Source organism: Vibrio kagoshimensis, from assembly GCF_050337535.1.
Taxonomy (GTDB): domain Bacteria; phylum Pseudomonadota; class Gammaproteobacteria; order Enterobacterales; family Vibrionaceae; genus Vibrio; species Vibrio gallaecicus.
In genome coordinates, this window is sequence record NZ_JAKJSZ010000010.1 from 111,965 (window position 1) to 135,195 (window position 23,231).

Annotated in this window: 18 protein-coding genes; 2 read left to right on the forward strand and 16 right to left on the reverse strand. The window is 41.7% G+C overall.

The annotated features are described in order from the left end of the window. Positions 1-12: 12 nt before the first annotated feature. Positions 13-1,965 carry a PAS domain-containing sensor histidine kinase gene (locus L4C37_RS11505; RefSeq protein WP_429768655.1) on the reverse strand — a complete coding sequence of 651 codons (1,953 nt, stop codon included), beginning with the start codon at positions 1,963-1,965 and terminating at the stop codon, positions 13-15. A gap of 98 nt (positions 1,966-2,063) precedes the next feature. Between L4C37_RS11505 and L4C37_RS11510 the strand changes: the two genes are divergently transcribed. Next, positions 2,064-3,038 (forward strand): ABC transporter substrate-binding protein, encoded by a 975-nt coding sequence (locus L4C37_RS11510; protein ID WP_429768656.1) that lies wholly within the window; start codon positions 2,064-2,066, stop codon positions 3,036-3,038. Between the two features lie 52 nt (positions 3,039-3,090). On the opposite strand, the gene L4C37_RS11515 is transcribed toward L4C37_RS11510, so the two are convergent. The 3 genes from L4C37_RS11515 to guaB all read right to left on the reverse strand — a co-directional run bounded on the left by L4C37_RS11515 (position 3,091) and on the right by guaB (position 8,303). Continuing rightward, the gene (locus L4C37_RS11515) at positions 3,091-4,821 is read right to left on the reverse strand and encodes a chitinase (protein WP_429768657.1); all 1,731 of its coding nucleotides are present in this window, start codon (positions 4,819-4,821) and stop codon (positions 3,091-3,093) included. A 262-nt stretch (positions 4,822-5,083) separates the two neighbouring features. Continuing rightward, positions 5,084-6,637, reverse strand: a complete 1,554-nt coding sequence (gene guaA / locus L4C37_RS11520) for a glutamine-hydrolyzing GMP synthase (RefSeq protein ID WP_429768658.1) — start codon at positions 6,635-6,637, stop codon at positions 5,084-5,086. A 202-nt stretch (positions 6,638-6,839) separates the two neighbouring features. Further along, positions 6,840-8,303, reverse strand: coding sequence for an IMP dehydrogenase (guaB, locus tag L4C37_RS11525; protein WP_048669208.1), 1,464 nt, complete (start codon positions 8,301-8,303; stop codon positions 6,840-6,842). Positions 8,304-8,558: 255 nt separating this feature from the next. Between guaB and xseA the strand changes: the two genes are divergently transcribed. Continuing rightward, complete coding sequence (gene xseA / locus L4C37_RS11530; RefSeq protein ID WP_429768659.1) at positions 8,559-9,890, forward strand: exodeoxyribonuclease VII large subunit; 1,332 nt, start codon at positions 8,559-8,561, stop codon at positions 9,888-9,890. Between the two features lie 152 nt (positions 9,891-10,042). Here the strand turns inward: xseA and L4C37_RS11535 are convergent, their stop codons facing one another. From L4C37_RS11535 to pepB, 12 genes are all read right to left on the reverse strand, one after another. Then, positions 10,043-10,273, reverse strand: a complete 231-nt coding sequence (locus L4C37_RS11535) for a zinc ribbon domain-containing protein (protein ID WP_429768685.1) — start codon at positions 10,271-10,273, stop codon at positions 10,043-10,045. A 99-nt stretch (positions 10,274-10,372) separates the two neighbouring features. Next, the gene (locus tag L4C37_RS11540; RefSeq protein ID WP_429768660.1) at positions 10,373-11,374 is read right to left on the reverse strand and encodes a sensor domain-containing diguanylate cyclase; all 1,002 of its coding nucleotides are present in this window, start codon (positions 11,372-11,374) and stop codon (positions 10,373-10,375) included. 279 nt (positions 11,375-11,653) lie between these two features. Then, positions 11,654-12,541 (reverse strand): alanyl-tRNA editing protein, encoded by an 888-nt coding sequence (locus tag L4C37_RS11545; RefSeq protein WP_429768661.1) that lies wholly within the window; start codon positions 12,539-12,541, stop codon positions 11,654-11,656. Positions 12,542-12,617: 76 nt separating this feature from the next. Then, on the reverse strand, positions 12,618-14,102 hold the full coding sequence (der, locus tag L4C37_RS11550) for a ribosome biogenesis GTPase Der (RefSeq protein ID WP_137374955.1): 1,485 nt from the start codon (positions 14,100-14,102) through the stop codon (positions 12,618-12,620). A gap of 158 nt (positions 14,103-14,260) precedes the next feature. After that, entirely contained in the window at positions 14,261-15,436 is a 1,176-nt protein-coding gene (bamB, locus tag L4C37_RS11555; RefSeq protein ID WP_137374956.1) for an outer membrane protein assembly factor BamB, read from the reverse strand. 11 nt (positions 15,437-15,447) lie between these two features. Continuing rightward, positions 15,448-16,062: a YfgM family protein gene (locus tag L4C37_RS11560; protein ID WP_273293659.1), complete on the reverse strand. Its 615-nt coding sequence runs from the start codon at positions 16,060-16,062 to the stop codon at positions 15,448-15,450. A 72-nt stretch (positions 16,063-16,134) separates the two neighbouring features. Then, on the reverse strand, positions 16,135-17,403 hold the full coding sequence (hisS, locus tag L4C37_RS11565; protein WP_429768662.1) for a histidine--tRNA ligase: 1,269 nt from the start codon (positions 17,401-17,403) through the stop codon (positions 16,135-16,137). A 70-nt stretch (positions 17,404-17,473) separates the two neighbouring features. Further along, positions 17,474-18,595: a flavodoxin-dependent (E)-4-hydroxy-3-methylbut-2-enyl-diphosphate synthase gene (ispG, locus tag L4C37_RS11570; protein WP_137374959.1), complete on the reverse strand. Its 1,122-nt coding sequence runs from the start codon at positions 18,593-18,595 to the stop codon at positions 17,474-17,476. A 7-nt stretch (positions 18,596-18,602) separates the two neighbouring features. Next, a complete protein-coding gene (gene rodZ / locus L4C37_RS11575; RefSeq protein ID WP_429768663.1) occupies positions 18,603-19,565 on the reverse strand; it encodes a cytoskeleton protein RodZ in 963 nt (320 codons plus the stop codon). A 422-nt stretch (positions 19,566-19,987) separates the two neighbouring features. Beyond that, a complete protein-coding gene (rlmN, locus tag L4C37_RS11580) occupies positions 19,988-21,130 on the reverse strand; it encodes a dual-specificity RNA methyltransferase RlmN (protein ID WP_137374961.1) in 1,143 nt (380 codons plus the stop codon). 201 nt (positions 21,131-21,331) lie between these two features. Next, positions 21,332-21,763 (reverse strand): nucleoside-diphosphate kinase, encoded by a 432-nt coding sequence (gene ndk, locus L4C37_RS11585; RefSeq protein ID WP_137374962.1) that lies wholly within the window; start codon positions 21,761-21,763, stop codon positions 21,332-21,334. An 86-nt stretch (positions 21,764-21,849) separates the two neighbouring features. Beyond that, entirely contained in the window at positions 21,850-23,145 is a 1,296-nt protein-coding gene (pepB, locus tag L4C37_RS11590) for an aminopeptidase PepB (protein ID WP_273293655.1), read from the reverse strand. Positions 23,146-23,231: the final 86 nt, after the last annotated feature.

Here is a 23,231-nt window from a genome sequence, read left to right on the forward strand (position 1 = left end):
GATGTTCATAATTCATGGTTTAGGGCTCATTTGTTTCTCATCGTTCATCGGTAAGTTTCTAGGTAATGAAAAAGTAAAAGTCACTCCACTCCCTAATTCAGATTCAAAGCTGAGTTGCCCAGCAAGTTTCTGATGAATCAAATTAAAAACCAAGTTCAAACCAAGCCCAGAACCACCTTGCCCTCTTTTACTTGTGAAAAAGGGTTCAAAAATTTTCTGATGTAAGGTTCTGTCTACGCCACAGCCGTTATCTCTATAAATAAAAATAATGAAATCACCCTCGACATGAAAGTTCAGTGTTATCTCCGCATCTTGTTTCTCATAGAAAGCATGATTCACGCTGTTCAAAATGAGGTTAGATACCACTTGCGTTAATACGCCAGGTAAACTGTTCATTGTGATACTGGGGTCGCCGTCTAAGCATGGAGTTACTGGTACTTTTCTCGTTTCAGGATGAATACTGGCAATAAGCGCATCTAAGCTTTGTTTTACGTTAAATTGACTGCGACTTTCTGATACTTGGTCCACTGCAGTTTGCTTGAAATCTCTGATCAATTTAGCGCCACGATTTAAATTATCTTCTAGTAAAACGCTTGCTTGGTTCATCTGCTGCATGATTTGTTCAAATTGCAGGCTCGTTAATGTTTGTGAAGTAAACGCATTGTTCAATTCATTACACGACTCTTTAATCAGAGAAGAAGCCGTGACAGCAATACCAAGCGGTGTATTAACTTCATGAGCGACACCTGCAACTAATCCGCCTAATGCCGCCAGCTTTTCTGACTCAACAAGTTGTTCTTGGGTCTCTTCTAAACACTGCATACTTCGCTCAAGGTCACACGTACGTTCTGCCACTTTAATTTCTAGGTTTTGATTTAAATCTTCAAGCCTAAACTGTGCATCTTTTAACGCTGTTACATCAATAGAACTGCCTCGGTACCCTTTGAATTTATTATTTTTAAGAACGCTCATCCCTTGAAAGATCATATAAAAATGCTGCCCATCAATTTCTAGATTCACTTCGCACATTGAAAAGTCTTCTTGCTTACTTAGGTGGTAGATCAAGCTGTAGGCATCATGTATTCCATCGACATCATTAATAAAAGGATGCTGATGAATATCAATATTCAGAGCTTTCTGCATAGCTTCAGATACAAACACTAACCTGCCAATTTCATCAGTCTCCCAAAGCCAATCTGAAGACACATTGGCAAAATCGACAAATCGTTCTTGTTCGAATCGAATATTGTTGTAAAGGGTTCGAATATTACCCGTAATTTTATTGGTTTCGTCAGCCAACCAATTCAACTCATCATCCTGTTCCATTACCCATGGATGATAAGCCAGCTTTAATGGGTCACTTGGGTGCCTTGGATTGAACTTACGTAGATAGGTTGCCACAGCAAAAATACGTCGATTTACATTTTTATGGAAAACCATGAGGATCAGGTAACAAACAATTGTCGTTTTGATAGCGTTAATCACTAAAGTAACCAAGAACTGGCGAAGTAAATAACTGTAGATTTCATCTCCATTGGATTCCATATACAAACTGCCAAGAGCTTCTATTGGAGCATCAACCTGAGGCTGGTATTGCAATACAAACTCAGCATGAATCGGGTACTTAGTAACTTTCTTTCCCGCAGTAAAGGTATAACTGCCAGAACGAATTTCCAAATAATTAACCTTAGGGAGGTTGACTAGCCCTTCTAATTTTTGCTGAAGCAGAACTAAATCATAACTCCACAAGGAGGCTGCGAGTAACTCAGCGTGAACAGATTTAATTTCCTGCTGTCTTTGTTCAACACCGTTAAATTCTCGGTTGTAATCCCAATACAGCTGAATAGTAGTACCAAGTAACGTCACTATGCCACTGAGAAGCACCATAATCAGAATTATGCGGCGACCTATACGGCTATAAATGGGGTTGCTATCACTATCTTCAAATTTTTTAGTACGACTCATAACCTTGCACTCCAATGCCCACTTGGTGGCATACTTTTCAGTATAGAAGCGAATAGCTTAGCTATACTAAATAGATGGATTATTGAAGGAGAGCAGGGATGAAGTTGTTCTTGGTGTTTCTATTTACTTTACTTGCACCTTCAGTTTCCGCTGAAGATGTGCTGATCATTGAAAGTTATCACTCTGAATATCCATGGGATAAAGACTACGTAAAAGGTATACGGAACACATTAGATGAAGAGCATTCTGTAACGACCTTCCAAATGGACACCAAGCGTTTACCACAACACCAATTTTCAGAAATGGCCCACAAAGCCTTTTTACACTATCAAGAACTCAAGCCTGATGTCGTGGTATTGGGCGACGATAACGCACTGAAGTTTATGTTACCAAAGCTTTATAACGAGCCTATTAGCATCGTCTTTTTGGGTATCAATTCTAACCCGAGAAAACTCCTTGCTCGTTATCAAGGGCAAGCGCAAATAACAGGGATATTAGAACAGCCATTATTGATAAAAAGCATCAATGAGATTGGCGATGTAATTAACAATAAGAACTCGAAAATATTGGTCTTATTCGACTCAGGTACAACTTCAAAAATTGCAGAAAAATATATTTCAAAGCAGTATCAATCGATTAGAAACTCGTTATCTGTCACTGTCGATATCGAAAACGTGACAACCTTAAGTAGTTGGAGACACCTCGTCAGTGAAAGCAAAGAAAAAGGCTACTCTGCGATTGTGATGGGGTTATATCACACCTTAATTGATAAGAAAGGACACCATGTTAACGCAGACGAGCTAATGGCATGGACGCATCAACATACACCTGTGCCTTTATTCGGGTTTTGGGATTTTTCCATTGGAAAAGGTAAAGCTCTAGGAGGAGTTGTTCTATTTGGGCAAAGCCAAGGAATGGAAACAGGGAAGATTCTCAATCAAATCCTGTCGGGGAAGAACACTGACCAGATACCAATCCGGATTGGTAAACAGGGTAAGGCTATTTACAGCAAAGAAGAAATAGAAAGATGGGGATTAACACCGCCACCTCACTGGCAAGCAATTAACGAATAAAAAAAAGGGAGTGACAAAACACTCCCTATTCTACTTTAAAAATTAGACATCATTACTGACAACTAATCTCATCCCAGAACCAATTAGATTGGGTTGGGGTTTCCCATGTTCCTGGACCATTTTTCGCAACAAAACACTTGCTGTTATAAGTCACTTTATCACCGTTGCTCACCTGGCTAGCACCTGGCACCCACGTAATGAATTCTGATGGGTCAACGACAACAGGTGGCTCAATGACAGGTGGTTCAACAACCGGCGGTTCAGTGACTGGCGGCTCGGTAACCGGTGGGTCTACAGGCGTAGGGTCGGTCACAACTGGTGGAACAGGCTCACCAGAAATCAACTTCCAAGGGTCACCCCCTGTTGGTTCATTTCCTTGGCTCCACCACTTCGCTTCATAAGTTGCCCCATTGAAGGTAACTTGATCACCAGAGTTGTAGACCTTATTCGCATCCCATGCATTACCACCAGGATCTGTACCAGGGTCAGTTGGATCTAGTTTATCAACCACTTTCACTTCAGGCCAGCTTGCATGAGAACCATAGAAATTCGTCACACACTTTTCGTAATCCCCAGGGACTAATGCTGAATAAGCCGTTTGGAAACCAACAAGTTCACACTCGAACGAGTAACCTTCTGGGCGATCAGCATAGTATTTCCAATTGCCGTCCCAGTTAGTGTAAAGCACATCCGTCGCACCATTTAGGTTTAAGCTTCCATAAGGCGTTTGCTGCCAGCAAGTATTCGCTTCATCCGCTTCGATAGGGATTTGGTAATGTTCAGCTAAACCTTCCCAGTAACGAATTCGGTTAACTGGTTGTCCTTTATTTTTATTTTGTTCGCCACACTCAATACCACCATTGATTACATTGATTGTAGTACCGAAGCCATAACCAATTCCCGCATCTAACTCACGCTGAGATGGCGTCCACGTACGGTCAATAACATGCAACATCGCCGGTTTAGGAGCTTGAGGTGTTAAGAAGAACCAAATAGCAGAAGCAAGGTTTAACCAAGAATCTGCAACTAGACCTGGGTTATTCAACAGCACAGTCGCATCCCCGTCGTACATGACCTCAGAGAACGCACCATAGTTGAAATGATAAGACAGTTGCTTAGCGCCTCGACCAAAGTAACCTTGACCGGCAGCACATGGCCAGCGAGCATTTTGCCAATCATTCTGACCACAACCAGTCGTGTAGCCTTCTTGTCCTTCTGACCACCCCATTTCACGTACATGCACTAAAGCTTGTTGCCACTCTTCTAATGCTAATGGGTTATCCCAAGTATTATCTTTTGCTATATGTCCGCCCGTTTCTTGAGAGAAATGAGCAAATGCCGTCACAATAGATTTCTTACATATCGCGTCAGAATCACGTCCATCGGTGTACTCTCCGCAAAAAGCAGGGAACTTGCCAATAGCACGCAAGAATCGAGTATAAGTATATTCAGGGGCGGCCATTTGAGTTAAGAAATCCCACTCAGATTGTGGGAAAACGCGCTCAACACGTTTTACGTTATCTGGGTTGCTTGCCAAGCCAGGAAGAATCGCCTCAACGACAGCGTTAGGACGTGTTTCTAATGCTTGAGACCAAATTGCATACATCGGGTCAGCGGTTTTAGATTGCTCAGCAGCTTGGAGATCACTCTTTAAAACCAAGTATCCATTGGGGTTTTGAGGGTCAGGCTGAATATTCATTGACGATTGGCTATTTACTTGAGCATAACTATTGCCCGCCAGTAAGCAACCTAGCACTGTAGCTAAATATTTAGGTTTAAACATTTTTAGTTCTCTATCTATCCATAATAAGTCGATAAAATAGTAGATAGGTCTGGAGATAGAAGGTAGGTCCAGATTTGTTAGACTATAAGAAGTGCGAGTGAGGTTATTAATTAACCGTGTGTACTAAGTAAAAATGACATCAAGTTTGGACACCATGTCTAAAAAATAAAAAGCCCCAAACTAAGTTTGAGGCTTCTAATATTTAAGACATCATTGCAATGATAAAGACTTTATCAGAGATATTGTTCGCAATACGCGAGGACTATTCCCACTCGATAGTTGCTGGTGGCTTACCAGAAATATCGTAAACAACACGTGAAATGCCGTTAACTTCGTTGATAATACGGTTAGATACCTTACCTAGGAAGTCGTATGGTAAGTGTGCCCAGTGAGCAGTCATGAAGTCGATAGTTTCTACTGCGCGTAGAGATACAACCCAATCGTACTTACGGCCATCGCCCATTACGCCAACTGAACGTACTGGTAGGAATACCGTGAATGCTTGAGATACTTTGTGGTAAAGGTCCGCAGCGTGAAGCTCTTCAATGAAGATAGCATCAGCACGACGCAGTAGATCACAGTATTCTTTCTTAACTTCACCAAGAACACGAACACCTAGACCTGGACCCGGGAATGGGTGGCGATAAAGCATGTTGTATGGAAGACCAAGCTCTAGACCGATCTTACGTACTTCATCTTTAAACAGCTCACGTAGAGGCTCAACAAGGCCCATTTCCATATCATCAGGAAGGCCACCAACGTTGTGGTGAGACTTAATTACGTGTGCTTTACCAGTCTTAGATGCAGCAGACTCGATTACGTCTGGGTAGATAGTACCCTGAGCAAGCCATTTAGCATTCTTCAGTTTCTTAGACTCTTCGTCGAAGATATCTACGAATACGTGACCAATGATCTTACGTTTCGCTTCTGGTTCAGCTTCGCCTTCCAAAGCGTCAAGGAAACGATCTTCCGCATCTACTTTGATGATGTTTAGACCAAACTTGTTGCCAAACATCTCCATAACCTGCTCACCTTCGTTTAAACGAAGAAGGCCGTTATCTACAAATACACATGTTAGTTTGTCGCCGATAGCGCGGTGAGCAAGCATTGCTACTACTGATGAATCAACACCACCAGAAAGACCAAGGATAACTTCGTCGTCACCTACTTGCTCTTTAATACGTGCAACAGCATCTTCAATGATAGAAGCTGAAGTCCACAGACCTTCACAACCACACGCGTTAAGAACGAAGTTCTCAAGCATTTTTAGGCCGTTTTTAGTGTGCGTTACTTCTGGGTGGAATTGAACACCGTAGTATTTCTTCTCTTCGTTTGCCATTGCAGCGTATGGGCAAGTATCTGTCTCTGCGATTTTTGTGAAATCAGCAGGGATTTCAACCACTTTATCACCGTGGCTCATCCAAACATCTTGAGTTGTCTCAAGGTCAGCGAAAAGTGCAGATTCACCCGTTACTTGTACAGCAGCGTAGCCGAACTCACGCTCAGTAGATGTTGCTACTTTACCGCCAAGTTGCTCAGCCATAGTTTGCATGCCGTAGCAGATACCGAAGACAGGAACACCTGAATCAAATACGTACTGAGGTGCACGTGGAGAATTCTCTTCCGTTACACTTTCAGGACCACCAGATAGGATGATACCGTCTGGGTTGAATTCACGAATATCCGCTTCTTCTACGTCCCAGCTCCACAGTTCACAGTAAACACCGATCTCACGAATACGACGAGCTACTAGCTGTGTGTATTGAGAACCGAAGTCCAGAATTAGAATACGTTGGTCATGAATATTTTTAGTCATTGTAAGCAGTCTTATTGGCTATGTGATAAAACGGAGGCGAGTTTACTCACCTCTGATTAACTCTTCAAGAAATAAAGCAAACGTTTTCGTAAGTTATCTATAAGGCAATATTTTGCAAAAATCATACGTTCAACAAAACAGGCTTTAGATAAAATAATGTGCCGACTAAATCAGCACATTATTCAAACGTTTGGACGTATTATTAACCTAAACGGTAGTTAGGTGCTTCTTTCGTGATTTGAACATCGTGTACGTGAGATTCTTTCATGCCCGCACCAGAGATACGAACAAACTCAGCTTTAGTACGCATGTCTTCAACAGTTGCAGAACCCGTTAGACCCATGCTTGAGCGTAAACCACCCATCTGTTGGTGAACGATCTCTTTTAGACGACCTTTGTATGCGATACGACCTTCAATACCTTCTGGAACAAGCTTGTCTGCAGCGTTATCAGATTGGAAGTAACGGTCAGAAGAACCTTGAGACATAGCGCCAAGAGAACCCATACCACGGTAAGACTTGTAAGAACGACCGTTATAAAGGATAACTTCACCCGGAGCTTCTTCAGTACCCGCGAACATTGAACCAACCATCACACAAGATGCGCCAGCAACGATAGCTTTACAGATATCGCCAGAGAAGCGGATACCGCCATCTGCGATTACTGGAATACCGTATTCGTTTGCCACTTCAGCGGCATCAGCGATTGCTGTTACTTGAGGAACGCCAACACCAGTAACAATACGAGTAGTACAGATTGAACCCGGGCCGATACCCACTTTAACCGCACTAACACCCGCTTCGATAAGAGCACGAGCGCCAGCGCCAGTTGCTACGTTACCACCGATGATTTGTAGATCAGGGTATGCAGCACGAGTTTCGCGGATACGGTTAAGTACGCCTTCAGAGTGACCGTGTGAAGAGTCGATAAGTAGAACGTCTACACCAGCTTCAACAAGAGCAGCAACGCGCTCTTCGTTACCAGCGCCAGCACCAACAGCTGCACCTACACGTAGGCTGCCGCGCTCATCTTTACAAGCGTTTGGTTTACGTTCTGCTTTATGGAAGTCTTTTGCAGTGATCATTCCTGTTAATTGGAAGTCATCATTTACTACTAGAACTTTTTCAACACGCGCTTCGTGCATTTTCTCTTGAACTTCTTCACGAGTTGCACCTTCTTTAACAGAAGCAAGGCGAGCTTTAGGTGTCATTACTACGTCAACTTTCTTAGAAAGGTCAGTAACAAAGCGAACATCACGGCCAGTAATAATACCAACAAGTTCGTTTGTTTCAGTAACAACAGGGAAACCGGCAAAACCGTGTTTTTCAGTAAGAGCTACAACATCAGCGATTGTCGCGTCAGGGTTTACTGTAACAGGGTGAGAAACTACACCTGCTTCGTAAATTTTAACCTGGCGAACCATTTCAGCTTGTTGTTCTATAGACATGTTCTTATGAATGAAGCCTATTCCGCCTTCTTGTGCCAGTGCAATCGCTAAGCGAGCTTCTGTCACAGTATCCATCGATGCAGAGATCATTGGGATGTTTAGGGAAATATTCTTCGTCAACTGAGTGCGAAGATCAGCTGTATTAGGGAGAACGGTGGAGTGTGCTGGCACTAGCAGTACGTCGTCGAATGTCAGCGCTTCTTTGGCAATTCTTAGCATTTGCAATATCTCACAATAATAGGAGTAAAAAGAAACAATCCAATCTCATCGTTTCGCCTAATGAGGGCAGTCAATTAAGGAAAATCAAACTGCATTTGGATTAGATATTGCGGACGGATTATACGGCTAACGAAATCGCTTGGCTACTCATTTTTATAATTTTAATTTGCATTATACCCCTTGCTATGTATTATATTGCCGCTATCTTCCATACTCACGTCTTGTGGGTTAGATTCTAAGAATGATAGTCACTCTATGACCAATCCAAATATCTTCACTGTGTCTCGCCTCAACTCTGAGGTTCGCTTACTTCTTGAAAATGAAATGGGAATTGTCTGGCTGATCGGCGAAATTTCTAATTTCTCAGCTCCGGTTTCAGGTCACTGGTACCTAACGCTTAAAGATTCTCGAGCTCAAGTAAAGTGTGCGATGTTCCGTGGGAACAACCGTAATGTTTCATTTAAACCTAAAAATGGTAACCAAGTTCTAGTGAAAGCTCGCCTTTCTCTTTATGAACCACGTGGTGATTACCAACTGATAATTGAAAGCATGCAGCCTGAAGGTGATGGTCGACTTCAACAAGAATTCGAGAAGCTGAAAATGAATCTCGCTGCAGAAGGTTTATTCTCTCAATCTAGTAAACAAGACTTACCTGAACACCCTAAACGAGTCGGTATCATTACCTCTAAAACAGGCGCTGCACTTTACGATATTTTGGATGTTTTAAAGCGAAGAGATCCATCATTACCCGTCGTCATTTATCCAACAATGGTTCAAGGTGAAGAAGCCTCGATTCAAATAGCACAAGCTATAGGTCGAGCAAATGAACGTGATGAATGTGATGTGTTAATTGTGGGTCGAGGGGGAGGCTCATTAGAAGATTTATGGTGCTTCAATAATGAAATTGTTGCGAGAACTATCGCAGCAAGCCAAATTCCTATCATCAGTGCTGTAGGTCATGAAGTAGACGTGACAATTGCGGATTTCGTTGCAGATATGCGTGCACCTACGCCATCTGCTGCCGCAGAGCTAGTGAGCCGTGATAATAGCAATAAAGAGCAAGCTTTCGCTGCTAAGAAAGCGCGTTTAAATAGTGCTATTCGCCATTTTCTACTCAAGCAAGGTAAGCACACCCAATTGCTTACACACCGACTAGAAAGAAACCATCCGAGTTACCAATTACAAAAACAAAGCCAGCAGTTGGATGATCTTGATACACGTTTGCGTCAAAGCATAAACAAATTCATCAAAATACGCTCTCAAGATATTGAACGCAAACATCACCAGCTACAACTTCATTCTCCAATAAAACGTTTAGGTAAACAAAAACTTCATCTACAACGATCTGAGCAGAAGTTATTAGACGCAATGGATAGAAGTTTACTAACCACACGCCACCAGCTAGCGATGGCTGCTGAAAAACTGGAAACAGTTAGCCCACTGGCGACTTTAAAACGTGGCTACAGTATTTCTCATTCGAAATCTGGTACAACGATTTCATCAATTAAAAATGTAGAAGTGGGTGAAGTGATAAAAACACAAGTGGAAGATGGAATCATAGAATCCAAAGTCATCGATATAAACTAATAGGTGTAATTTTATCTAAATTATTAAGTTAGACGCTTTAGAAGCTGGGGGCTTTACGATACTTTTATTAAAGAGAAGCTCAGATAAATATCAAACGAATATCCATCCCAGAAGCAAATATCAAAGATTTGGCTTTTGGGATTTATAACCAATTAAGCATCAACTTTTTGAAAAATGAATTTAGCTCTAGACTTTGATTTAAGTTCGTTACACTTAGAGTTACAAAAATAACTTGCCGAACCACACGCCTGCAACTTTTCTAGCTCGGCTTCACAATCAGGACAAAAAGCAATTTTCTTAAAATGAAAGTCGCAACCATTACAAACGTACTGACCATCCCAATTCAATTCAACTTGGCATTCTGGGCATCTATTTTCTTGCATCATTTTCCTCTCAATTAGCTCTTACAAGATCGCTCTGACAATACATTAGCTATGTCACTCATCATATCTTTGGGTATTCACCTGTCTCGACAGAATGTACTACCACTTTGATTTAGCTTGTTTGACTTTATACATGTTCTTATCAGCTAAAGTGATTAATTGATCTAGGTTCACCTCATCTTTCGCACAAGCTAATCCAACACTTACAGAAAATTGCATTTCATTGATAAGTAGCACTTCCTTCAATTTTGAATTCAGAGCTAAATAATAGTTCTGAGCGATTTCTTCAGAAGTAAAACAAGAAAAGATAACAAATTCATCTCCTCCGTAGCGCCCTATTTTTGAACATGGCGAAGATACTGAAGACAAAGTATCTGCAACTGTCGTTAGGATTTGATCACCAAATTTATGCCCAAAATTATCATTAATAAATTTAAACTTATCAATATCCACAAAAAGACATGACATGACCTTGCCAGAAAAACACTCGCCATCCATCACTTTCTTGGCCTCAGAAAATAAAGCTCTGCGGTTATAACAATGCGTTAATGAGTCTCGATTAGCATAAAAGTTGAGTTGAGTTTCCATTGCAAACTTTTCAAGCGCAACAGAATATAAGGAAGCAAGAAGTTCAAGAATCTCAGTTTCGAGTTCACCAGGGCTTGATGGTAAATCGCTATAAATAGCAAAAGTACCCAACACTTGATTATGCGACGAAATGATAGGTACAGACCAACAAGCATGAAGATTTGCACGCTGAGTTAATGCTAGAAAAAGAGACCAATTAGGGTGCTCATTTATATTAGAAACGATAACAGGCTTCTTTAATGCCGCAGCTTCACCGCATGAGCCAATCCCAACACCAATTTTTACTCCTTCAATTGCTTCATTATAAAAATCTGGCAAATTTGGAGCCGATTCTAAATGTAGCCTTTGTGTTGAAGGATCCAAAAGTAGAATTGAGGCCTTTCTCTTACCAAAAAGATCCTCTGTTAGCGCAATTACTTTCTTGTTCAGGGCTTGTCGATCAAGCCCAAGAGCGAGTTTTTTAAGTAAGGAGTTTACGGAACGATGAGCTTCTAATAAAAATTCTTGGTCCATTTACAACAACTTCCTATAGGATTCGTGCGTAATTTATACATCTATAGTCTATTTTGCAAACAAATACTAAAAGGTCATTAATAAATTTAAAGCGAAAGATCTTTATGTGATCTTTCGCTTTATCTAATTTGATCAGCGATCTACCCTTAAAAGAATATTTATATCACCACACACCGAAAGCATAAGTTACATGTGCTGCATTCTGATTTTAAATAGAATTATAATCTTATTATTTATATTTAAACCACACTTTGCAGAGTTTTGTAATAACCAAGAACGCTAACAGGCAGAGTTTACATCGGTGCGCATTTCAATATGTTGTTCATCCAAGATATTTAATGTAACTGTAACTTGGTGAAGTTCCTTAATGCTATTGATATGACTTCCTCCGCAAGGTATTGATACGGTCTCACCATCAATTAAACACTCCCAGTAACGGGAATCAGTAAGAGTGTCACCTTCTAACCTCATAGTTACGTCCGTTGATTCCGCCAACCAAGTATCTATCAACTGATTAATACTTGGTTCAATGGCTTTAAGATTGCTCAGCATATCAGCCACATTTAAACCACGTTTTTTAAGCGTTTTACCTAAACGGTATGTGTCAATACAGGTATCAGGTGTTACAAAGCTCGTCACTTGAGCATAGCTATTAAAATCATAACTACCCAGTGGGTCTTTTCTATCTGCATCTTTGCGCCAGTAAGAAGCTGATAATATTTTATTAAGTGCTAAGAAAGCGATATGACCAGCACTATGACCTCGGCTCAAGCTCATTTGATAAACTTGATCCACATTCAACTGAATGGTGTCTCCAACTTCCATTAAACTTGCTTCTTCAGAAAGTTGGTGGACAACAACAAAGATCCAGCCCTCAGTGTTTCGTTTAACTGGAATATCGGAGCCTACAAATAACAGCCCTGTTGCTTCTTCAAACGCACCGACTAAGCAATCTTCAACTGGACACAAGGTGTTTTTAAATTGAATCGTTCCTCGGTCTGCAGGATGATCTGGCCAAATATGGCTTACAGGGTGAAAAGGAGTTTCATCAGTAACGAGATAAATTTTACCTTCATGTTTTTCTACCAGTTGAACCGCCGCCTTTAACGTCCACATATTGTGGCAAAACTTAATTTTTGTTGGGAATACTGCTTTATTGTTAGTCATATCTTTTTCTTTACTGAATTTTGGTTAAAAAAATACCCAAGACTAAGCTCGGGTATTTAAATGTAAGGGAGGAAGGTTATTTACGACCTTTCATCATCGACATCATACGTTTACGTTTACGCTCTTGTGAAATCGTCAGCTTATTTGTTTTAGCTTCAAACGGGTTTTCACTATTTTGGAATTGAATACGAATTGGTGTACCCATGATCTCCAAAGAACGACGGTAGTAATTCATCAAGAAACGTTTGTATGAATCTGGTAAGTTGCGAACTTGGTTACCGTGAATAACGATAATTGGCGGGTTATAACCACCAGCATGCGCATACTTAAGCTTAACACGGCGTCCACGAACCATTGGCGGCTGGTGATCATCTGTAGCCATCTTCATGATGCGAGTCAACACTGAAGTACCTACACGCGTCGTTGCTGATTTATATGCTTCTTCAACAGATTCAAATAAGTGACCAACACCAGTTCCGTGAAGTGCAGAGATAAAGTGAATGCGAGCAAAATCTACGAAACCTAAACGACGGTCTAGTTCTTTCTTCACATGCTCTTTAACATCGCTATCAAGACCGTCCCACTTGTTTACTGCAATTACGATTGAACGACCAGCATTCAATGCAAAACCAAGAAGGCTTAAATCTTGATCTGAGATGTTTTCACGAGCATCAATAAGCAGTAATACTACGTTAGCATCTTCAATTGCTTTCAGAGTCTTAACTACAGAGAACTTCTCTACTGTTTCGTTGATGTTTTTACGGCGACGAACACCCGCAGTATCAATCAGAACGTATTCACGCTCGTCACGCTGCATTGGGATGTAAATTGAATCACGTGTTGTACCAGGCATATCGTAAACAACAACACGCTCTTCGCCAAGAATACGGTTTGTTAGCGTAGATTTACCTACATTTGGTCGACCAATGATTGCTAGTTTGATTGGTTGATCTTGAAGACGCTTGAACTCTTCTTCAGCTTCTTCTTCAGTGAAATCAACTTGCTCTTCTTCTTCGTCGTCTTCGAACTCAGTTAAATCACTTACTTCGCCGTTTTCCGCTTTTAGTGCTTCTGCAAAAGGATTAAGAGCTAGATCAATCAAAGCTGTTACACCACGACCATGAGCCGCAGCAATTTGGTACATGTCTTCAACACCCAGTTGCCAGAAATCAGCACTTGCTGCATCAGGGTCAATACCATCAACCTTATTTACTACTAGCATTGAAGGCTTTTCTAGTTGACGTAGGTGCTTGGCAATCGCTACATCTGAAGGTGTTAGACCAGCACGGCCATCTACCATAAATAAAACGACATCAGCTTCATCAATCGCCGCTAGCGACTGCTCTGCCATTTTAGTTTCAACACCTTCTTCAGTACCATCGATACCACCAGTGTCGATAACAATAAAGTCGTGCTCACTAAAATGTGCATGACCATATTTACGGTCACGCGTTAAGCCAGGGAAATCCGCAACCAATGCATCACGAGTTCGAGTCAATCGGTTAAATAACGTAGATTTACCTACGTTTGGACGCCCTACTAGAGCAACAACAGGTACCATAACAACCTCTACAATTTCATTTCTTAATGTAGTTATAGGTAAACACTTGCCAGCAAGTTTAAATTTTTACCTATAACCACATGATTTATTAAATTTATAACAACAAAACGGCTCCTAGCTGTTACCAACCAGGAGCCGATTGTGAATTATATCACGCTTTATTGGCTAATCGTCAGTTTCTTTACATCGCCATTGCGAGTAACGATCAAGTAACCTTCAGGTAGTTCAATAGGGCTAACCGAGAATCCACTGTCATGCACTAACTGCTGAGCAACAAATTCACCAGTTGAGCGATCTAACCAATGTAAGTAACCTTCACTGTCGCCAACTACTAGATAATTATCAATAAGTGCTGGTGCCGTCAGTAAGCGGTTTTCAAGTTTATCTGTCTTCCACAGCTCAGTACCGCTTCGGGCATCCACAGCTACTACATGATCTTTATCCGTAACAACAAAAATACGGCTACCATCGCTAGTCATATCGATGGCTGAAGAATAATTACGTTTCCAAGTTGGTTTACCTGAACGTAAATCAATTCCTATCAACTGGCCATTAATACCAATGGTATAAAGCGTTCCACCTAGAACAATTGGAGAAGCATCAACATCGACTAGACGATCAATTTCAGTCGCACCTTGGGGTGTGCCAACAGGCTGTTGCCAAATAAGTTGACCACGTTCAACAATAGCGGCTGCTAAACGGCCATTTGCAGTTCCCCAGAAGACACCACCAGAAACGGCAACAGGCGCACTGTCTCCACGAAGTGTTAAGCTAGGAACTTCAGTACTTATTGTCCATTTTTGTTCGCCAGTCGCTTGATCAAGAGCAATCAGCATACCGCGGCTAGTATGAACAAGGACTAAGTTACTATCAGTTGCAGGAGAAGCTAATACTTCACCATTAACCAGCACTCGCCAAAGTTCTTCACCCGTTTCTTCGTCAAGAGAAATGACTTCGCCGTTCTCAGTACCAACAAATATTTGCCCGTAAGCAGCAGTCAAACCACCAGATAAACGTGCATAAACCTCTTTTTCAAGATCGGCTTTCCAAATTTCTTTGCCCGTTTCAGGGTCAAGTGCTTTTACTAAGCCGTCTCGGCTTGCAAGAAAAACTTTCCCATACGCAAACTCAGGGTTGAGCTTTGAAAAATAGTGCCCGACTCCGTCACCAATTGAAGTTGACCACTCAGTCGACGGTGTAAATTCACTCTTCACCACAGGCACAGGAGCCATAATGACAGTGTCTTCCTCACTGGCACAGCCAGCAAGTAATCCAAGACCAAGAGCACAGATCGTGAATTTAGAAAGTACCGATTTTTGGAACATTCTCTTCATTGAGATCTGCCTTACTTAGCTAGGTCGTCGAGTTTAATTTGCAGCGTTTGGCTTGCATCAGCAGCTTGTTGAGCTTCAGAGTACGCGCTGTATGCTGCATCAGAGTCACCTTTACGAAGTGAAATATCACCTCGTAACTCAGCTACTCGACCTTTCCATGATTCGTCAGGTATTGCGCTTAGCTCAGTAAGAGCAGCATCAAAGTTACCTTGCTCAGCTTTAATACGAGCTACGCGGTAAGCTAGCAATGGAGAAAGTGCTGCGTCTTTCGTTGCCGCCTTAGCCCACTCTAGTTGCTTTAATGCTTCATCAAGGTTACCAGCTTCAACTTGAGCTTTCGCTAATTGCATTGCCGCTAGAACAGAGTATTCAGCGTCAGAGTTAGAATCAATAAAGCTTTGAATGTCAGCTTGTGCATCTGCCCCTTTAGCATCTAAAACAGAAATTGCTGAAGTATAGCTTTCAGAAGCCGCCTCACGAGCTTGAATCGCTGAGTCTTGGTAATAACGCCAGCCAAATAAACCGCCTAAACCAATAACAGCACCAAAGATTACGGCTTTGCCATTCTCTTTCCACCAATCTTTAATGGCTTCAACTTGTTGTTCTTCAGTATCGTAAAGTTCCACTTCCTGTCCTCTTTAATTCTTTAGTAAAGCGATAAAGAATGCTTCATCGCTTAATAATCTTTAATGGCTTAATTAGATAAGCGCTGCAATTTTTTGAGCTACGTCGGCTTGAGAAAGCGTTTCTTGTGTTCCGGCAACAAGATCTTTAAGAACTACAGTTCCATCAGCTACTTCGTTTTCACCAAGGACAAGCGCTACAACCGCACCTACTTTGTCAGCACGTTTAAATTGCTTCTTGAAGTTACCGCCACCGAAGTGACTCATTACACGCACACCTTCAACAGTATCGCGTAATTGATTCGCTAATTGCATGCCCGCGATCATCGTGCCTTCGCCTGCGGCAACCATATATACGTCAACGCTACGACGAACTTCTGTTAGCTCTAGAGTTTCCATCATTAGCACTAAACGCTCTAAACCCATTGCGAAGCCAACAGCAGGGGTAGCTTTACCACCAAGTTGCTCAACAAGACCATCGTAACGACCACCACCACAAACTGTACCTTGTGCACCAAGGCTATCAGTGATCCACTCAAATACAGTGCGGTTGTAGTAATCAAGTCCACGAACTAAGCGCTCATTAACTTGGTATTCGATGCCAACCGCGTCAAGAAGTTCACATAAACCAGCAAAATGTTGTTTTGATTCTTCGCCTAAATATTCAGATAGTCGAGGAGCATCACCTAAGATAGCTTGAACGTCTGGGTTCTTGGTATCTAGTACACGTAAAGGGTTCGTGTGCATACGACGCTTACAATCTTCATCTAGTACGTCAATATGTTGCTCAAGGTATGCCACTAACGCGGTGCGGTAGCTTACGCGATCTTCTTGAGAACCAATTGAGTTCAGCTCTAAACGAACTTGCTTATCGATACCTAGCTCACGCCATAAACGTGCAGTCATCATAATAAGTTCAGCGTCTACATCTGGACCTTCTAAGCCAAACACCTCAACACCACATTGGTGGAATTGACGGTAACGACCTTTTTGAGGACGTTCGTGACGGAACATTGGACCCATGTACCATAGGCGTTGTTCATCACGGTTGATAAGGCTATTTTGGATACATGAACGAACACAACCAGCAGTACCTTCAGGACGAAGCGTTAGGCTGTCGCCATTACGATCATCAAAGGTGTACATTTCTTTTGAAACAACGTCAGTCTCTTCACCAACCGCACGGCTAAAGAGGTTTGTTTCTTCAACGATAGGCATACGCACTTCGTTATAACCGTGTGCACTCACCACATTTTTCACAGCGGTTTCTACTTTCTGCCACAGTGGTGATTGAGTTGGAAGGCAATCGTTCATGCCTCGAATTGCTTGAATATTTTTAGCCACAATAATTTTTCCGTCATGCTTTCAAGGAGGAGTAATAACTAAAAGAAATCACCCACTCATTGAAATTGAATTAATCTTCTAAGTTTTGTACATCAATACGATTACTTTCATCAAGCACCGATGCTTTTGCTCGAATTCTTGCTTCAAGCTGGTCGACTAGATCGTTATTATCAAAACGTTCTTTTTGGCGCTTACCATCTTCATAGAAAGCACTCTTACGTGCACTGCCCGCAAGACCTAAATGAGAGACTTCAGCTTCACCAGGACCGTTCACAACACAGCCAATGATTGATACATCCATTGGAGTGATCACATCTTCTAAGCGCTCTTCTAATGCATTCACTGTATTGATCACATCAAACTCTTGACGAGAACAGCTTGGACACGCAATAAAGTTGATGCCGCGAGAACGAATGCGTAGAGATTTAAGAATATCAAAACCAACTTTTATCTCTTCTACCGGGTCAGCGGCAAGTGAGATTCGCAATGTATCACCAATACCTTCCGATAATAGCATCCCCAAACCCACAGCCGATTTAACAGAACCAGCACGCGCACCGCCAGCTTCTGTAATGCCTAAGTGAAGAGGCTGATCAATCTGTTTCGCCAGTAATCGATATGAACCAACAGCCAGAAATACATCTGACGCTTTTACGCTGACTTTAAACTGATCGAAATTCATACGATCAAGTATATCTACATGACGCATTGCCGATTCAAGTAGAGCTTCCGCTGTAGGTTCGGTGTATTTCACTTGGATGTCTTTCTCAAGTGAGCCACCATTTACGCCAATACGGATTGGGATATTCATATCTTTTGCGCAATCAACAACCGACCGAATACGGCTTTCATTACCAATGTTCCCGGGGTTAATACGCAAACAGTCCACTCCATATTCCGCAACTTTTAACGCAATGCGGTAATCAAAGTGGATATCAGCAACCAAAGGAATTGAAACTTGTTGTTTGATGAGCTTGAAAGCCTCTGCTGCATCCATTGTTGGAACAGAAACGCGAACAATATCAGCACCTACATTTTCAAGTGCTTTAATTTGAGCAACAGTCGCCGCAACGTCTGTTGTTCTTGTATTGGTCATGGACTGCACAGCGATAGGTGCACCATCACCGATCGGCACATCACCCACATAAATGCGGGTTGATTTGCGACGAATAATAGGAGATTCGGGTTGCATATTGACTCTAAGGTAAGGTGATTCTTGCTACTTTGCCTGAAGTATACCCAGAAAGGTCGACAGGTTCACTTGCAAATGTCATTGATACACCTTCAGGTGCACCTAGAACCACTTTATATGGCGTAGTTCCAGAAAGGTTAAGCGATTGCCCTGCTTTTTTAATCCCAGTAGAAAGAGTGGCACCAGTGGCATCTTTTACTTGAATCCAGCAGTCTGCTTTAAACTGCATTACCAGTTCATTTAATAAGGGTTCAACTTGTGCAATGGGCTCTACTACTAGCACGTCTTCAATTACAGCAGGCACCTCAGTGTTTGCTTCCGCTGGATTGGTATCTGATACGTTCATTTCATCGGACGCAGCAGCAGAAGTTGTAGTCGTAGCGGTAGAAGCTTGCTCTGCATTAGAAACCGTAGGTTCGAACTCAGCATCAGCAGTAAGCTCTTCAGAAGCAATCGTTGATAAATCAGCTTCTGATGGTGTACTTAATAATTCTTCTTGAAGTTGTTCTTCAACGGCTGGCTCACTAGAAGTAACGGCCAAAGTATCTTGTTCTTGATTTTGCCACCACCAAATAGATGAAATACCAACGATAACAACAAAAATGCCCCAAGTTAGGCTCATGATTCTGCTGTTATGCTTTTCGGTATTAGTTTTACGTGAAAAGCTTTGCATTTCTTGTTCTTCATGCTGAGCATCGCCTGCATGATCCAATGCATCTAGCACTACCTTTTCATCAACATTAACGCATTTGGCATAAGAACGGAGGTAACCTCGGGTAAAGGTAGCCACGAGATCGGACTCAAACTGGTTTTCTTCAATTTTTTGTATAACGGTAATACGAAGTTTAAGTCGATCAGCAATTTGCTTTTGAGTCAGCCCTAAAGACTCACGCTTGTTCTTTAATATTGTGCCAGCTTCTGGTCTCGCACTTGCATTTTGCGATGCTTGAATATCTTGTTCTGTGTTCATAAAGGTGAACTTCTAAAGTAATACTACGAATAATGGAGAACGTTTTTATTTTAATATGGCTCAATCAAATGGTTCGTAATAGATGAAAATTATTCTTGCTACTCAAACATAATTTAAAAATAGAAAACAACAGCAGTACTTATACTTCGGCAGTTTTCACAGGTAACCAACCTAAATAGACAATTTCTGGTTTGAGCTACAAGCTAAAGCTTAAAACACTAAGCAGTATCAATCATAAGCTAATGCCATTACAAGACAAAAACACTTTCAACAAAATTTACCGTTAGCTCAAGCTTTTGTCTAAAAATTAACTGAAAATGTAAGGAAACATGGAGTCACAGCCAAAATTGACAGGTATTTTGAAGCCAGAAAGCAACAAGCCAGAAGTATTACCCCTGGCTTGTTTTCATTAGAATGGTGTTTTATACCGCTTTGACTTCGATAACGCCACCAGCAATAAGATTGGCTTCACTGGCTGCTTTCAGCATTTTGGTACGTTTCGTTCTATCTATCACGTCACCGACTAATTGTCCGCAAGCAGCATCAATATCATCACCACGAGTTTTGCGTACAGTGACAGTATAGTTGTATTCCATCAATGTTTTTTGGAAACGGTCAATACGAGAGTTACTTGGTTTCTTATAAGGAGAACCTGGGTATGGGTTAAACGGGATTAAGTTAATTTTACAAGGCGTACCTTTCATAAGCTCCGCAAGCTCACGAGCATGGTCCATGTCATCATTTACACGATCAAGCAAAACGTACTCAACTGTCACCTTACCGCGGTTTGCATTTGAAGATGCAATATAGCGACGAACTGATGCTAAGAAATCTTGAATATCCCAGCGATCATTAATTGGCATAATTTCACTACGAAGCGCATCATTCGGCGCATGCAGTGAAATAGCTAAAGCCACATCAATGTTATCAGTCATTTGGTCAAGACCAGAAACAACACCAGATGTTGATACAGTCACACGACGCTTTGACAGTGAAAAGCCTAAGTCATCCAGCATAATTTCTAGTGATGGCATGAGGTTCTTCATATTAAGAAGTGGCTCACCCATTCCCATCATTACCACGTTAGTGATAGGACGACGACCCGTTTCTTTTTCAAGTCCAATCTCACGAGCTGCACGCCAGATCTGACCTACAATTTCAGAAACTTTAAGGTTACGGTTGAAGCCTTGCTGAGCTGTTGAGCAAAATTTACATTCAAGAGCACAACCAACCTGTGAAGACACACACAGCGTTGCTCGGTCACCATCTGGAATATAGACCGTTTCAACATCTTGATCGCCAACTCGCATCGCCCACTTGATAGTGCCGTCAGAAGAGTGCTGGGCATCAGAAACAACCGGAGCTTTAATCTCGCATTTACGGATCAATTTCTCACGCAGTTTTTTGTTGATGTTATTCATTTTTTCGAAGTCATCGACACCAAAATGATAAATCCACTTCATCACTTGCTCTGCTCGAAACGCCTTTTCATCTAGCTCTTCTATGAAAAATTTACGAAGACCTTTACGATCAAAATCGAGTAGATTGATTTTAGCTGTGGTCATGATGCCTCTCAATGACGGAACGATAAATAAGGGCGCGAATTGTACAGCCTTTACTCATCGCCAACAAGTGCTGTAAGACCTTGAGTTTGGTAAGGCATTCAACCATAACGATTAATATTTAGCCTATTCTTTATCTAGCCCCGATAAAAACGAAAAAGACCCCACATTGTGAGGTCTAAGTATTCATCAACGTCTTTAAATTTATTCTGGACGAGGGCAAATTTCTGATTCAGGGAAGAAGAATTCAATTTCACGAGCCGCTGATTCAGGGCTATCGCTACCATGTACAGAATTGTAACGCATGCTGATAGCGTAATCCGCACGAATAGTTCCACAAGCCGCTTCTTCAGGGTTCGTTTTACCCATTAGCTCACGATAGCGGCAAATAGCGTCTTCGCCTTCTAGAACTTGAACCATAATAGGTCCAGAGGTCATGAACTCTTTAAGAGCTGGGAAAAACTCTTTGCCTTCATGCTCGGCATAAAAGCCACTCGCTTGCTCTTCAGTTAATTGAACCATTTTAGCCGCAATAATTTGTAATCCTGCTTTTTCAATGCGGTGATAAATTTCACCCACAAGGTTACGTTTAACAGCATCAGGCTTAACAATTGAAAATGTTCTTTCTAGAGCCATGGTGTTTCCTTATACGTCATTTTTTTTGTTATAAAAATAGGATAGTTAAGAGCAACAAGCGCGTTGCCCTAAAGATGTTCTTTCAGTTATTTAGCTTGGTCTACAAGTAAACGAGCAAGTGTGCGAACACCCATACCTGTTGCGCCTGCAGCCCACTTATCACTCGCTGACTTACGGTAAGTACCAGCACAATCCATATGTAGCCAGCCTTTCTTATAATCGTCAACAAAGTAAGATAAAAATGCGGCAGCGGTACTTGCACCAGGAGTGTAATCACCGCTTGAAATATTAGATAAATCGGCAAAATTAGATGGCAACATACCACGGTGGAAGTCAGCAAGAGGAAGAGGCCATAACCCTTCTTTTTCTTGATTTGCCGCCGTTAGAGCTTGGTGAGAAAGCTCATCATCAAAGCTTAGAAGTGCGTGGTAATCATTACCTAATGCGTTTTTAGCTGCACCAGTTAATGTTGCACAGTCAATGATAAGTTCAGGACTTTGTTCACAAGCGTACATCAGACCATCAGCAAGTACTAAACGCCCTTCAGCATCAGTATTCATGATTTCTACTGTCTTACCGTTTTTGTAAGTAATGATGTCGCCCAGTTTGAGTGCACGACCTGAGATCATGTTCTCAGCACAACATAGGATAAGTTTTACACGCTTATTTAAACCACGTTCAATAGCAAGACCAAGCCCACCAGTGATTGTTGCTGCACCACCCATGTCGGCTTTCATTGCCGTCATAAACTGTCCAGGCTTAATGCTGTAACCGCCTGAATCAAAAGTGATGCCTTTACCGACTAGGCAAGCAAAAACAGGCGCATTTTCATCACCTGTTGGGTTAAAGTCCAGTTGTAGCATTGCTGACGTTCGCTCTGAACCTCGACCAACTGCGTAAATGCCTTCCCAGCCTTCTGTTAGCAAGTCTTTATCTTTTACAACTTTTGCTTTAACTGTGCCTTGAGGAGCAACTGATTTAATGTACTCAGCAGCCATAGTCGCAAGTTGGCGCGGAGCCACTTCTTCAGCGGTTTTGTTAATTACATCACGAGTCCAATCAGTAGCACGAATACGAGCTTCTAGTTCTGATTGAGCTTCTTCAGATAGAGAATCCCATTCAATATTATTCGCTTTCTTCGGACCACGATAACCTTGGTAAAATGCCCAAACACTTTCCAAATCCCAGCTTTCGCCTTGAAGAGAAATAAATGCGATGCCTTGTCCGTCAAGCTTACGAGCTGCGCGCTGAATTGCGCCGAAATCATGCCCTTCACCTAAATGAATAGTCGCACCGTTTTCTGAAAACGATAAGATTGCTTTGTTTCCCCACTGAGGCTGGGCAGGTTCTTGACTTAAAAATACGGACATTTGTGTAGACATGTTTTCTCCTTGTCTTTGAATGATGATGACTTTATTCCAGTCACTCATGCCATTCAGATTATTCTTTATGAGCGACCTGATGTTAG